This window comes from Oscillospiraceae bacterium MB24-C1, from assembly GCA_030913685.1.
Classification (GTDB): domain Bacteria; phylum Bacillota; class Clostridia; order Oscillospirales; family Ruminococcaceae; genus Yanshouia.
Genome location: CP133187.1, coordinates 2,470,252 through 2,482,728, shown reverse-complemented (window position 1 = coordinate 2,482,728; position 12,477 = coordinate 2,470,252). Strand labels below are relative to the sequence as shown.

The window sequence follows — 12,477 nt, the reverse complement described above, 5'->3', positions numbered from 1 at the left end:
GTCAAAAGGGGATGCCGCAAAATGCAGCACATTTTGCAACACCCCCTAAAAGGCCACAAAACTTTAGGCGCTGGCGCCGGTCTGCGGGTTGGTTACCACAGGATTGCTGGGCAGCGGCGTAGAACCGATATATTCGCTCGACTTTGAAGAAGAGCTGCTGGAACTGCCGGTGCTGTTGGAATCCGACTTGGCCGACAGCTTGGTATCTGAAACGATATATTTGCCGATCTTGGTGGTCGAAATCACAAACGCATTCTTGCTGCTGACCCAGGTGCTGCTGCGGTCGGTCAGCTTGTTGCCCGAAACCTCATAGAGGTAGTCGCCGCTGTCAGCGTAGATGGTCATCTTACCGCCGGTTACGGGGAAGGTCGCACCATTGCCGTTAAAGAAGCGGATATCAGCGCTAGGGTATTTGTTGAGCAACGAGTTGTCAACGTCGGTGTCCATGGCGGCAACAACGTCAAAATCCTTGCGAGCAGTGCCGGTGAAGATGCCTGCGCTGTCGGGCAAATCGATGTCAACGTCATCGTCCTTCTCATAAGTGAACATCTTCTCGTCTTCTTCAAACTCGTCGTCGGCCTCATCATATTCGATGGAGTCGAGATTAACCTGAACATCCTCGTACTTGTCGCCGTCATAAGTATACTCCAGCGTCAGCGTGTCGATGTCGAAGCCATCATCGGGGTAGCTCGATGAGCTGACCGATTTGACGCTGATCTTGACAAACCAAGCTCTTTCGTCGCTGTTTACTTTGAGGCGCGAGGCCGATCTGTCAACCGAGATCAGCTTCACAGGTTTGCCGTTGTCCGAATCGAGAACCTCCATATCATCTATGCGGACGCTCTTAGGGCCGGTTGTCTTGCCGTCCTCATAAGGGCAAAGATAAACATAACCTGAGCTTCCAGGCGCAATTGTGCTCTGGGGGCCGTCATCATAGTAATCATCGTCCTTGATGTACACATCGCCCTCATCGTAGTCCGTTACATTCTTTGCGAGTGCGACCGGTGCCGCTGCAACAATCATAGCCAGTGCCAGCACGGTGCAAAAAAGTTTTTTCATGAAAAAATCCTCCTGTTTGACTATATTTTTCCTCATACAATACCATTTTAACATTAGGTGTTATACTTTACAAGTGTTCGCACCCTAAGAATTTACTGCATATAAACCCAATATTTTCTTATTTATCGTGCGCGCCCGTTGGCGGATTCGGCTGGGGAACCGGCACAGCCGCAGGGTCGAGCGGTCTGTCTGAAATAACAAAACCCTCTAACCGACGGGTGATCACTACAAAGCCGCCCTCCTGCTCAGAGTAGCCTTCGGAGAGTTCGACCAGTCTGTTACCATTCAGGGCATACAAAAACGAACCCGGCCCGGCATAAAGAACCAGTTTACCGGAGCGGTTAAAAAACGGCCGATTCCCCCAGGTTAAAAACTTCAGCGTTGCACCGGGGTAGCGCTCGGCAATATCGGTGACCGGCTCGGTGCTACACCCCACATTCAGCGGGCCTTGCCCGGTTACGTTCACCTCAAAAAATCCCCTGTCATAAAATGCAATCTGCACCATTTCTTCAGCGCGGCTAAACTCCAGTATCAGTTTTTTCTGGGTACAAGCCACTATTCGGTCGGTATCCTCACGGCCATCCTGACGCACAAGAATGGTCAGCGAAACTTTCGGCGCCGACGCATTGGCGCGCTTGGCGATCTTGATATAACCGCGCAGCGTGTGCGGCTTAATGTCGGCGGTATCCAGTATATCCACCGCTGCCACATACCGAAATCCCAGCGACGTCTCGCCCGTTTCGTCCATCATCCGGCGATATTCTATTCGTGGCATTTCGGTCAACTCTCCGCCCTTGCTCCAGTCCACCACCACCCGCAGACCGTTGAGATCCTCAGCTCGGGTGGCATTAGCAATCGAAAAATAGATGGTCGACCCTGGCCGGACCACCGTTCGCAGGCTTTCTCCACCGCTTTCTATCTGACAAGGTTCACCGCCGGCCTCTGCCACAAAAACCTGTGTGCCGTCAATGACGGCGACGGCCGCCTCCTCTGCCATTGCACAAACAACGCAAAGCAACGCTGTAAGCAACGCCGCTAACCAAAAAACTATTCTTTTCACAGCCGCCACCCCCTTTTCTGTTTACTATATTATAGGATACCCCCAGCATTATTTCAACCTTACAGTTGACATCTCCCGCCTCCTATTGTAAAATAAATAAGCGATTTTTTATCAGCCGCTGTGGCGGAACAGGCAGACGCAAGGGACTTAAAATCCCTCGGTAGAAATACCGTACCGGTTCGATCCCGGTCAGCGGCACCATCCTTGTACGTATCAGATGGGTTTTTATTACTATTAACAAAATTTGATACGTAATGCAGAAAGCCGGAGGTTTAACGCCTCCGGCTTTCTCTTTGAAAAGTTAACTTTAACAGTTACCTTGTTGCTTTTATGCGATGTTTTAATTGTTATGAACTGATGCATGACTATTAGAGATAGACCTTTTAAACAATTCATTAAAATATTTTTTTGATGGTTTCTCCAGCAACTCGTGAGTAATAACAGCAAAAATTAAATTAGAAATAAAAACAATTATAAAAAATTTAAAATAAGAAGTATTTGTAGTGCCAAAATATGCTTTCGCTCTTACGTATCTGCCCAAGCGCAATGCAATTGACTGCGTGACATAAAATGTGAAGGTCAAATCACTTAAATATTGAATGCTTTTATTTTTCGATATAGATATTATAAATTTGTTATCAATATAGGCCAGTTGATAGATAATTAACGCAAGAGCAGGGATATTTATAACATTAAAATAAATAGGGCTTTTACTAAATTTCAACCATTCGAATAAAGTTAAATTATATAAATAATTTATTGCAACATAATATAATGCAATTGTAATAATAATTCTATAATTTTTGAATTTTTTCTCTCTTTTTTGATTCTCAATATAAATCTTTGCCAATATCATCCCTATTAAAAATTCCGGAATCCTATTAATTGGGTTGAAAAACAAATAAATTCCGAATTGCGCTTGTAGCACAGAAAAATAGACAGAGATTAAATATAAAAACAATAGAGCAAAATTAGCCTTCTTTAAAATATTCCTAATATAAAAACACAGAAAAGGGAATATTAAGTATAATAAAAAAATGACCGATACAAACCAAGAACCTCCATTTCCAAGATTATTGGCAAACTGAGGAAATAAGCTTTGAAGTCCCAATAATTCTAAAGGGAGAGCCAAGTATGTTTGTAATGGTGTTTTAAAAAAGCCATACTTCGTTACATAAATATAAATAACAAAAAATAGATAAACAGGATAAATTCCGATAAAACGCTTTATATAAAAATTTTTTAGTGATGATCTATTTAATATCTCTTTATCATGATAAGTATAATATAACACAAACCCTGATAACATAAAAAATCCAACCATTAGTATATTGCCCATACGAAAAAAAGAATTTAATCCCATTCCTTCAGGAAAGACGACTTTGAAATGTAAGACCAAATGAAATATTAGAATGAAAAATGCCATAGATATTCGTAACAAGTTAAATTGCTCAATTTTAGGCTTCATGATTTCCTCCAATTAATTACCTTTATATACAATATTATACAAGAAAATTAGTTGAAAAGATAGGGGCAAAACTAGACGTTACTCCATAGGTTATACTCTAATTGTTTATGTTAATACATATTCTTATATAATAAAATGAGCCTCCTGAAAAAAATCAGGAGGCTCATTTGTCACATTTTAATAAGCTTTATTTTCCATTGACCAGCGCCTGCAACTGGGCGATAATCCCCTCATACAGAGCTTTATAGTCCGGGTCGGTGTCAAACTCAGCAAAATGGGTATCGCCCGGCACGGACTCCTTATCCCAGCCGTTTAAACCCGCACCCTTGATAATGCTCGGGTAATCCACATATCCGATATTTACATCGCAGTTTGTACTCACGCCCAAAACGGCCCCATGGGTAAAATAATCCTTGCCAAGCGTACCATAAGAGCCAATTACGCTGTTCTGCCAAATACCAACCTTGCCGGAATAGGTGCAGGCGCTGGCGTACTGAGCCACCCACGCCGCGAACTTCGACACGCGTGCCGGTGCGTAATCGTACAGCTTTTGCAGGTAATAGGCACTCATGTAAATCATGCCGAAGTAACCGGCCTTTTCAATAGCACCCAAAAATGCCTCGATAATTGAAAGCTGCTTGTCCAGACTGTACCCCACATGCTTTACGCCCTTCTTATCAGTGCCACCAATCTGGAACGGTTCCTCAAAGTCAAACGCCACCGGCATGGTGGGCTTGTACGGCGCAATATGCCGCAGGAAGAACTCTGCCTCTTTGACGGCATCCTCCGGGCTTTCGGCATAGGAATAATGATAGAAGCCATACGGCAGGCCCACGGCCTCACATCCGGCGATATTCGCCATCATTTTCGGGTCAATCTGCTTGTCATTGTCCCAACCATAGGTGGCCTTTATCATGGCGAATTCATAACCTGCAGCTTTGACCTTTGCCCAGTCAATCACGCCCTGATAATGTGAAACATCTATGCCTTTCATTCACTACACCCCCGACTTGCCTTTTTCTTCGGCCTGCTGCTGCACCCACTTGACCATAGGCAGCAGGAATGCGGGCGACTTCACGCCAATGTCGCCGATGTTCTCCAGAATACTAAGAATTTCATTGGCAACCAACCAGATTGCTACCAGCGCAGCAAACAGGCATTTGACCGGCGACACCATACCGAGCGTTGCAGCGGCGAAAATCAGCAGCCAGTCAAGCGCCATACCAAGGCCGACCAGCACCAGCATGCACAGCTTTTTTGCAATCCCACGAAAGCCCTTGTCGCTGTTGCGCGTCTCACCGCGATAGGGTGCCGCAGTCACGCCGGTAATATAATCGGTAATCTGCAAAATCAGCAGCAGATAGACCAGCGGAGCCAGCGTTCCCAACCATGCGTTAATGACCGTAAATATCGCGATAAATATTCCTTTGACCTCATTTGTTTTCATAGACACTTTCCTTTCATATCAAATCCCCGCCACTTTTCAGCAGCGGGGATTCTTTTTTATATTAGTCTGTACGACGGCATTTTGTCGCCGTACCACTTCCAGCGCAGTATATCATCCAGTATGATTATCGGCCCGGATAGCACCACCCACAGGAAACTATACTGTGGGCAGATTTGCCCCCACAGGTTGCCCAGCAGCGCGGAATAATCCCACACATGCCAGCCCAGCCAGAGGTTGACGACGATGCCGGTTAGCAGTTCGCCAAGCGTAATAATCAGCCCGCCAAGCAGCATTTGCTTTAGCAGCGACATTTCCCACGGCAAATAGTTATTCAGCCCGCCCACCAGTACAAAGCATAGCCCGCCGAGAGCAAACATTGTCCAGTGGCTATACCCGCGCCAAGCCGTTTCAAACAGGTAATACAGCGCCCCGCCTGCTAAAAAAAGGGCGCTTGAGCGCTTCATGAGCCGTAGGCGATGGTTATCGCCTCGACCTGCTGAACGGTGGTGCAAGCGCTGATTGCAACCTCTGCGGCTTGCTGCTGAGCAACAAGCGGCTCGACGTAGGCGGCAATCGCCAAGGCCAGCGCCGCGAGTTCGGCATGTTCCCAAACAGTGCATTCTTCTCCGGTGGCGTTCCACTTTAGCGCGGTGGTCACGCCTGCGGCGGTGGCAATCTGGTGCCGTGCCAGTGCCGAGGTCAGTAGGCTTTGCTTCTCGGCGGTGACGCTGTATTGCTTGCCGTCGGTGTATGTAAGCGGGTGGGTTTCTAAATACTCTGCGAGCTGTGTTTTGCTGGCGGAAATTTTGGAAGATTTGATTTCATTCAATGATCTTTCTGACCATTCCCCGCCGCTGATGGCATAACAAGAAAAATCGGATATGCCTTCAAAGCTAGCGATGCAGTTGCCGCCACTGTCAAACAGATATATATCCCTGTCTCCCTTAACGGCTTTGGCACACTCAAATTGTGCTCCATATGCTGTCATTTTCATGTTTTATCCCCCTTTTTTAGCCAGTATATGCTTGACCTCCGCGTGTCTTTGAGACTTCTGTTGTTGAAAATCCGCTTTGCAAAGTCCCATATGTTATAATTCCTCCCCACGCTCTAATGCCAATTCCGTTCCCGTTCCCCATAATGGTATTGGCATAAACACGACCTGTTCCGTTTGCTGCAATAGCAGCATTGGTCATGTCTGTGATGCTTATTGTTCCGCTTGCAACAGCGGTGTTCATGTTGCCGCCTAACTCGGCTAATACTCCAATAACCCCTGACAGGCCACTGGTATTAGTTAATATCAGCGTTTTATTGTCAAGGTTAAATGTTCCGCCTCTGTTAACATTCACCAATATAGCAGACGCAGACGTAGCATTTATCGTAAGATTATTACCGAGAACAATTTGCGCTCCTGATATGGTCAGTGTTCCGTTTATCGTGGTACTCCCAGATGGGCTTAACGTTACAACATTACTGATATTTGCAATCAAAATATTCTCTGTGTATGTCCCGGTAGCTATATTGATGGTGGTGTTATAGTTGCCCGCAGACACAGGCGTTAGCATGCTTACGGCCTTGCTTATAGTTGCGTACGGATTTGCACTTGTGCCATCGCCAGTAATGTCGCTCCCCGTAGTTGCTACGTATATGGTGCGGCTGCTTCTCATGAAATCAGGTGCGGCCCCTATCTCGCCAGTCGTTGGTAACCAGTCATTAGGCCGTGCGTCTACGTCTGGCGCAGTCAGCGTCACATCAGCAGAAAGCGCCTTGCCGTTCACCTTCCGCGTGGTCGGAACAGCGCCCACCGCCGCCGCTGTGTGGTTGTGGTTGCCCAGCGCCACGGTGCCGGATGTGGTGCCGGTACACATCCACGCCGCCGCGCCGAAACTTGCGTACCACTTCATGAGCTTGCCGAAGATCACCGACAGCTTTTCACCGCTGGAAATGTTCAATTTTGACGATGCCTGTGTAAAGTCCGCCGTCACATTCGAGCCGTTGCCGTCAGTGTTCAGCTTACCGGTGTTCAGTTTCTCAATATTCGCCTTGAAAGCGTCGTGGTCGTAGGCCGTGAAATTTCGCGCGATGGTCGTTCTGTCCGCCCACGTCCGGGCGGTACCGTTCACCGCGCGCTGAATGGTCAGCGTCGAGCCAGACACCGCCGTCAGCAGTACCGTCTCGGCGTCGGGCCTGTCGCCGCCGATCACCAAAAGGTTCGGCGGCACCGGTATTTTGGTAATGTCCTGCACCGTCACGGTGGTGTCGGTCGGCGAAATCGCGCCGAGCGTCACCGTTTCCGGGCTGTTTACAAAAGCCGGGTACATCGTTTGCATTTAATAATCCCCCTTGCCGCGAGAATTGATGAAAACCTGCACCATGACCGACGCCTCTATGCGGGTCAGCAGGTTGGGTATAATCTCGATAGAATGCCACGCCGACCGGGTGATCTTCCCCGCGTTGTCGGTGGCGAGATATTGCACGATATCCAGCTCGGTGTCAGCAGTCGCCGGAATGGCGCGTCCGTCTACCTTTATGGTCGCCGCGCTGGCCTTGGTGCCGGTAAAAATACCGTGCTGCATGTCGTGCGTGTGCGTCGGAACATCCACCTTGTGGGTGTGGGATGGAATATCGAAAGAATGCCGGTGATCCGGTATCGCTACCTTATGTGTATGACCCGGGACGGTGTGCGAATGCGCCATTGTCCCCGTTCCCACCGTGTGGTAATGCTCTTCGATACCCTCGCCGTCGTCATATTTCGGATAGCTCGACGACACCGAATTGTAGGTCGGGGAATAGGACACCGTCGCCCTGCCGCCCGATTCGCTCGTCACACTGTCCCCACCGCCTGCGTCGGAAGTGGCACTCCGCCCGCCGCCCGACTTTGAGGTCACGCTGCTGCCGCCCCCGCTCGCGACACCCTTTGAAAATGAGCGAAACGGCAGGAAGGAATAGGTCAGCTTCACCGCGTTGATCCGCACCGCCTCGGCAGGAATATAAAATCGCAGCGTTGCCGGATTAGAGGCGTCGCAGTTGTCGGCGAAATCGTGGGAATCAATGTTGGTCGCCCCTTGCGCGTAGAGGTCGGCGATCCGCTGCCGGTCGGAAAGGTCGGCAATCGTCGCCGCCACATCCTGCACCTTGTTGGCGATCTGCACCGTCACATTGTCCTGTGACACCGTGACCGCAGCCACGACAGCGTAAAATTCGATGCCGTCCTCGTCGTCGATCACCCGCACCATCTCGCCGATGGCCGCCGCTTTGTCGGTCGCCTGCACCATATAGCTGACATACGGCTCCTTGGTTGCCTCCAGCACAGCCCGCCCCGCCGCACGCAGACTTTCACGGGTCTGCTGGCTGCGGTCGACATAAATTTTTGAAATAATGCCATAGCGGTCGATGGTGTCGGCATCCAGATACGGCGGGCTGCCAATGGTCAGCTGGTTGTCCCCCTCCCCGTACCCGAGGCAGTAAAGCCGGGTCGTTAGGTTGGTGGCGTCCACCGTCTTGGTGATCTCCGACATGTTTTTGCGGTATCGGATTTCCTTTCCACTGAAAGCCTCGTCGGCACGAATGAGATTCAGCACCCACGGGGTCACGGTCGTGTCAAACGTCCAGCGATATGCCGCCGCGAACGACGCCGGAATAGATAAGAGCGCCGACAGCAGGTTTTCATTCTCCCACGCATACTGATAAAGGTCAGTGAAATCACACCGCCCGAGCTGCCACCGCGTCACGACCTGCCGGTCGAGGACATAGCGCATGATCTGCGGCGTGGCCATGTTGCCCAGCTCATGCCATCCGAACAGCACATCGTCCATCAACACCGCCAGCACATGCTCGCACTCGTAGGTGTAGGCGTGAGTGTCCGCCGTTCGGGTGAAAGTATACGGCATGATGCGAAACAGCTCGACCCTTTCGTCGCCGTCGAACAGCTCCACATAATTAAACGGCGTACAATAGGCGTTTTTTTCGTCCTCCGCTGGGAGGGAAAACCGCGCCGTGTGCAGGCCGTTTAGGTTTATTGAATATTCAATGTCAAAAGCATTTTGCAGAAAGCAGAGCCGCTGCCCTGTTTTATGGTCATAGATCGTCGTCACCATATCACAACCACCTGTCGCGCCATGTCACCGTAAGCGCCGCCTTTCGCGTAGATGCGGTGTCGTAATAGATAAACGTGTTCTCGCCGGGTGCCAGCTCAAAAAACTTGCTGCCCAGCTGCCAGTGCTGCACCGCATTTTTGCCGTTGATCGTCACCGTCATGTTCTCGGTGTCAATCTCCAGCGTTTCGCCGGGCAGTAGCTGAATGCCTTTCAGGTCGATGTAATCATAGGCGGTAGTGCGCAGCGCCGGGGTTGATAGCGAAAACTGCGCGGCAATTTGCGCCGTGCCCATATTGACCATATATTTTGGCCTTGCCACGCCTGAGAATGCCGACTGCATCGAACAGCGAGCGGCCAGCGTCGCCGACATCCTGCCGGTCACGCCATGCGCCGCCGAAAGTGCCGTGCGCTCCAGCTTCACCAGTGTGGACATACGAGCCTCAACCCTATGCAACGCGCGCACATCGCAAATAAAGCTTGTGGTGTCCCCGCCCGAAACATTAAACTTGCCCCTGTTAAAGCGGATCATTGCCCCGCCCCCTTATTCAAGGAATACCGTCAGCGTCCCCGCCTCAAATTTAGGCGTTGTCCCGGCCAGCACATCCAGCGCCGTACTTAACGCGCCGTAATACAGCAGATTGCCGCCCGTCGCGGCGTCGCGAATGCCGAGATACGCCACACGCCCCCAAGAGCCGCCCGCCTCGAGAAACGTCACAGCCGCCGAGTTTGATACCGACGAAGATGTCCCGCTCGATGTGGCGGCGGAAAATGTCACCGGCGGCCGCTCATAGCCTACGCCGTTGACCTCGGTGCCCGAATCGCTCGCCCCGGGGTTGGTGGTATAAAGCGCGAGATAGCAGGTGCTTGGAATGGTCGGCACAGTCCCGCGCAAAAACGCGTTGAGGGATTGCCGCTGTAAATAGTTGCTTGCAGGCATATCAATTGACCTCCTTCCGGTGCCCGATCTGAATGTTATAAATCGGGCTGGTACCGGTATTTTTGATGCGGATCACGCAAGGTGTATCAGCGGTGCCGCTGACCGCAACCTGCGCGTTTTGTTCGTTGCTGTTGATGATGAAGTCCGCCATATTGGGCTGGCTCAACGCAAACGGAAAGCCCGAGAATGCAATTTGAAAGGACTGTGTTGACTGGTTGGGCGACAGCACAATCTCCCCATCTGGTGACATGTCATAAATGCGGCCGGGCGTTGAAAGAATCACCAGCTCGCCGGAAGTGGAAAGCCACTTGGCGATGGCCTCCACTTTCAGCTGCAGCGCGGCGCGGTTGTGCTCAATGAGTATGCAGTCCATGAGAATCTGCCGCTCGGCATAGGTGCCGTCGGTCTGCCGCGTCACACCGTTGCGCCCGGCAATGGTCAGCAGGTTCACCCGCTTGGCCGGTTTTAGTAGATTCGTGATCCGCTGCACTATGATCCCCTTTGACGAGGCGCTTTCACCCCTGAATGTAAAACCATTGACCATTAACGCAACCCCCTTCCGCGCTTTTCACGTTGGATTTTCCGATGCAACGCCGTTGCAATCTTGTCGATGTCGGCCTCTTCCCGCACGATGATGGTGTCGGCAAGCTTTTCAATATTGACGCCGCCCTCCTGCCCATAGCCGCGCGCTTGGGCGGCGGTCAGCACCCGCTCACCCTCGTGAAGCTCGGCGATATAACCGTCATACGGCACATAAGAAAGGCCGGTTGCATGGCTGCCGTCGATGTCGTCGCCCTCGCTCATTTGAGACTTTCCGCTGCGCCAGAATGCGAGCTTGTCGGCCAGCCAAGAAACTTTTTCACTCACCCAGCTGACAATGCCTTCCCACACACTTTTTAGACCATCCCATAGTGCGTTGAACAGACTTTTACCGACGTCAAACAGCAGCAAAAACCCCAGCTCAAAAGCTTTGATGAATGCTTGCAGCAATAGCGGCACCAGCTTAACAATGCCGTCCCATAAGGATTTCAGCAGGGCTTTAATCTCCGCCCAAAAGCCCGACCAGTCCCCTTTGAACAGGGCGGCGAAAGCCCGGAACAGCGCCATGATAATATTGAGGGCCGTGTCAATGATAAGCTTAATACCATCCCATAGCGGTTTGACAATCGCAATGATCTCGCCGCCGTGGGCTTTCCAAAAGGCGCTCATTGCATCCATAAAAGCCTTAATCACTTCTAAAACGGTCGCCGCCAGCTCCTGCACCCACTCCCAAAGAGAAGTAAGTGCCGCCATAACGGTGTCTATCGTTTCTTGGTTGCTTGCCGCCCACTCAGCCCATGCCGCAATGAGCTGCGCGATAAAGTCCACGACTACCGAAACGCCTGACCCGATGATGTCAAAGACCTTGCCCACAACCTTCTGAATCATGGGCATATTCGCAATAACCCAGTTTGCCGCCTGCTGAATAATAGGCATCAGCTTGACGCCCACCTGTGTTGCGGCGGCGCCGAAAGAGCGCTTCATCTGGTCTATCGTATCGGTAAACTTTACACCGGCATCAACCGCATCGTCCGCAATAACAAGCCCTAGCTCATGCGCTTGCTTTCGCATTTCCTCCATGCTTCCCGCCTGCCCGTTTAACAACGGCATCAGCTCGGTGCCGCTTCGCCCAAAAAGTTCCTGTGCGAGACGGGCCTTTTCGGTGCCGTCCTCCATCTTCTGAAATGCGTCGATGGTATCAAAAAGCACGTCCTCCTGATTGCGCAGTTTGCCATTGGCATCTGTCGCGGACACACCGAGTTTTTGAAAGTTCTCAACAGCTGCCTTGTTGCCAGTGCTGACGCCATCAATTGCTGTGGTTAGCGACTTCATGCCCGACTGCATTTTATCGACCGACGTGCCGCTCTGAGATAGCACGAAGTCCAGTTCCTGATAGGCGGTGCGCGAGACACCGATCTTTTGGCTCATTTTGTCGATGGTGTCGGTTGCTTCGGCGGCCTTGGTCGCCATGCCATAAATAGCGGTCGCTCCGGCAGCGGTGGCGGCACCCACCGCCACCGCCGCACCCGCAACGGCTTTAATTCCGCCGCCGACCGAATCCATCAACCCTCTAGCTTTGCCGTCGGTCTGGCTGATGCTGTTAAGCGCCTCTTTGTTATCGACCAGAATTGTGCCAAACAGTTTAAAAAGTTCCACAGCATCACCTCGCCATACTCAAAATAGACTTAACGTCTTCTAAAATATCCGCTTCTTTTCGGGTGTCCGCCCGCGCCGAAAGGCCACGCTTGAATTCCTCAAATGGTATATGCTGATACCCTGCCACCCAACGCTGGCGTAGAAAATCCTCTTCCTGCTGCTGCATGGCATGGCGGATCAGCCGCAGCCCGTCCCCGGACGGCATCGCCATGATGA

Annotated in this window: 14 protein-coding genes and 1 tRNA gene; 1 reads left to right on the top strand and 14 read right to left on the bottom strand. The window is 51.0% G+C overall.

Translation table 11 applies throughout. The annotated features are described in order from the left end of the window. Window positions 1-63: 63 nt before the first annotated feature. Complete coding sequence (locus RBH76_11880) at window positions 64-1,059, bottom strand: hypothetical protein (GenBank protein WMJ83420.1); 996 nt, start codon at window positions 1,057-1,059, stop codon at window positions 64-66. A gap of 118 nt (window positions 1,060-1,177) precedes the next feature. Next, entirely contained in the window at window positions 1,178-2,119 is a 942-nt protein-coding gene (locus RBH76_11875) for a hypothetical protein (GenBank protein WMJ83419.1), read from the bottom strand. Window positions 2,120-2,233: 114 nt separating this feature from the next. Between RBH76_11875 and RBH76_11870 the strand changes: the two genes are divergently transcribed. Next, window positions 2,234-2,320 (top strand) — tRNA-Leu (locus RBH76_11870). Window positions 2,321-2,459: 139 nt separating this feature from the next. Here RBH76_11870 and RBH76_11865 read toward each other — a convergent pair. From RBH76_11865 to RBH76_11810, 12 genes are all read right to left on the bottom strand, one after another. After that, entirely contained in the window at window positions 2,460-3,587 is a 1,128-nt protein-coding gene (locus RBH76_11865; protein WMJ83418.1) for an acyltransferase, read from the bottom strand. Window positions 3,588-3,774: 187 nt separating this feature from the next. Beyond that, window positions 3,775-4,581: a glycoside hydrolase family 25 protein gene (locus RBH76_11860; GenBank protein WMJ83417.1), complete on the bottom strand. Its 807-nt coding sequence runs from the start codon at window positions 4,579-4,581 to the stop codon at window positions 3,775-3,777. A gap of 3 nt (window positions 4,582-4,584) precedes the next feature. Beyond that, window positions 4,585-5,034 (bottom strand): phage holin family protein, encoded by a 450-nt coding sequence (locus tag RBH76_11855; protein WMJ83416.1) that lies wholly within the window; start codon window positions 5,032-5,034, stop codon window positions 4,585-4,587. 56 nt (window positions 5,035-5,090) lie between these two features. Next, window positions 5,091-5,546, bottom strand: coding sequence for a hypothetical protein (locus RBH76_11850; protein ID WMJ83415.1), 456 nt, complete (start codon window positions 5,544-5,546; stop codon window positions 5,091-5,093). Continuing rightward, window positions 5,495-6,028 carry a hypothetical protein gene (locus RBH76_11845; protein ID WMJ83414.1) on the bottom strand — a complete coding sequence of 178 codons (534 nt, stop codon included), beginning with the start codon at window positions 6,026-6,028 and terminating at the stop codon, window positions 5,495-5,497. The genes RBH76_11850 and RBH76_11845 overlap by 52 nt, the downstream gene beginning before the upstream one ends. 16 nt (window positions 6,029-6,044) lie before the next feature. Next, window positions 6,045-7,361: a hypothetical protein gene (locus RBH76_11840; protein WMJ83413.1), complete on the bottom strand. Its 1,317-nt coding sequence runs from the start codon at window positions 7,359-7,361 to the stop codon at window positions 6,045-6,047. Beyond that, entirely contained in the window at window positions 7,362-9,128 is a 1,767-nt protein-coding gene (locus tag RBH76_11835) for a phage tail spike protein (GenBank protein WMJ83412.1), read from the bottom strand. It abuts the gene before it with no gap. Between the two features lies 1 nt (window position 9,129). Beyond that, complete coding sequence (locus RBH76_11830; GenBank protein ID WMJ83411.1) at window positions 9,130-9,657, bottom strand: phage tail family protein; 528 nt, start codon at window positions 9,655-9,657, stop codon at window positions 9,130-9,132. Window positions 9,658-9,669: 12 nt separating this feature from the next. After that, window positions 9,670-10,065: a hypothetical protein gene (locus tag RBH76_11825; GenBank protein ID WMJ83410.1), complete on the bottom strand. Its 396-nt coding sequence runs from the start codon at window positions 10,063-10,065 to the stop codon at window positions 9,670-9,672. 1 nt (window position 10,066) lies between these two features. Further along, complete coding sequence (locus RBH76_11820; protein WMJ83409.1) at window positions 10,067-10,609, bottom strand: phage tail family protein; 543 nt, start codon at window positions 10,607-10,609, stop codon at window positions 10,067-10,069. Next, a complete protein-coding gene (locus tag RBH76_11815; protein WMJ83408.1) occupies window positions 10,609-12,261 on the bottom strand; it encodes a hypothetical protein in 1,653 nt (550 codons plus the stop codon). The genes RBH76_11820 and RBH76_11815 overlap by 1 nt, the downstream gene beginning before the upstream one ends. A 4-nt stretch (window positions 12,262-12,265) precedes the next feature. Continuing rightward, window positions 12,266-12,472: a hypothetical protein gene (locus tag RBH76_11810; GenBank protein ID WMJ83407.1), complete on the bottom strand. Its 207-nt coding sequence runs from the start codon at window positions 12,470-12,472 to the stop codon at window positions 12,266-12,268. Window positions 12,473-12,477 lie beyond the last annotated feature (5 nt).

Excerpts from the sequence above, each read along its gene's own strand:
- RBH76_11865 (WMJ83418.1), bottom strand. The coding sequence starts at position 3,587 with ATGAAGCCTAAAATTGAGCAATTTAACTTGTTACGAATATCTATGGCA.
- RBH76_11840 (WMJ83413.1), bottom strand. The coding sequence starts at position 7,361 with ATGCAAACGATGTACCCGGCTTTTGTAAACAGCCCGGAAACGGTGACG.
- RBH76_11880 (WMJ83420.1), bottom strand. The coding sequence starts at position 1,059 with ATGAAAAAACTTTTTTGCACCGTGCTGGCACTGGCTATGATTGTTGCA.
- RBH76_11860 (WMJ83417.1), bottom strand. The coding sequence starts at position 4,581 with ATGAAAGGCATAGATGTTTCACATTATCAGGGCGTGATTGACTGGGCA.
- RBH76_11845 (WMJ83414.1), bottom strand. The coding sequence starts at position 6,028 with ATGAAAATGACAGCATATGGAGCACAATTTGAGTGTGCCAAAGCCGTT.
- RBH76_11830 (WMJ83411.1), bottom strand. The coding sequence starts at position 9,657 with ATGATCCGCTTTAACAGGGGCAAGTTTAATGTTTCGGGCGGGGACACC.
- RBH76_11835 (WMJ83412.1), bottom strand. The coding sequence starts at position 9,128 with ATGGTGACGACGATCTATGACCATAAAACAGGGCAGCGGCTCTGCTTT.
- RBH76_11820 (WMJ83409.1), bottom strand. The coding sequence starts at position 10,609 with ATGGTCAATGGTTTTACATTCAGGGGTGAAAGCGCCTCGTCAAAGGGG.
- RBH76_11855 (WMJ83416.1), bottom strand. The coding sequence starts at position 5,034 with ATGAAAACAAATGAGGTCAAAGGAATATTTATCGCGATATTTACGGTC.
- RBH76_11810 (WMJ83407.1), bottom strand. The coding sequence starts at position 12,472 with ATGGCGATGCCGTCCGGGGACGGGCTGCGGCTGATCCGCCATGCCATG.
- RBH76_11825 (WMJ83410.1), bottom strand. The coding sequence starts at position 10,065 with ATGCCTGCAAGCAACTATTTACAGCGGCAATCCCTCAACGCGTTTTTG.